The 769-nt window shown below is 42.9% G+C and carries 1 protein-coding gene; it reads right to left on the reverse strand.

Translation table 11 applies throughout. From position 1 onward, the window contains the following. Window positions 1-111 precede the first annotated feature (111 nt). Window positions 112-769 (reverse strand): DUF2057 family protein (locus KIV40_RS27030; RefSeq protein WP_306431904.1); only part of this gene is annotated, 658 nt, incomplete at its 5' end.

A 769-nucleotide genomic window follows, 5' to 3' on the forward strand; every position in this document is an offset into this window, starting at 1 on the left:
AGTGGAAAGAGATTTAAACCTAGATCTGGTTCTAGAAGCTAAAGGGGAATATGAGCACGAGGAGTCCAAAGACAGGTTGAACTCCTCGCGATAAAAATCTTTATCTTACTTTTAGTCAACTAACCATTTTTGGAAAGCTGTACGCTCTTCTTCGTTTGCTCTTGAATACCAAAGCTTAAGTTGAAGCGTATTTTCAGACTCTTGAACAGTGCTGTCTGGGGCAACTGTCGAACCAACCACAGCACCTGTTTGTACGGCCGCTAACTCTTCTTTGAGTGAGCGAATTTTTCCAGAATCAAATACTAAGCCATGCTCTTGGTTATATACCTTAACTAACTCTGGAATATCACCATAAGGCAATGCACCTTTTGCAGGCGGCAAAATCTCTTGCATCGCTTCGACTTCATCACCGTTTACCGTCACTTCAAATAATGACTGCTCTTTGACTACCCAACTAGACACTTGGCCATATTTTCGGCTTTTTAGGTCAATCTCGACATCGCTGTCTTTTGGTACATCAACAATGACAATATAAGGAACCGTACTCAAGAACTCTCGTTTACCTCGGTCGCTTAGATACCCGGTATAGTCGAGTACAAGTTGGTTCTCTCCCGGCTCTAAAGACACCTGTTCAGCATCTTCAATAACTTCACCGTTGAGTGTATTCAATGTCACACCATTGCCGAATTCAATACCGGCAAAGCTATGCGGGGCAGCAGCAAGGCAAACAAGACCCAAAACCCATTTGTTCATGAACGTTTCCTTATCA

It is taken from the genome of Vibrio sp. D173a (genome assembly GCF_030248475.1).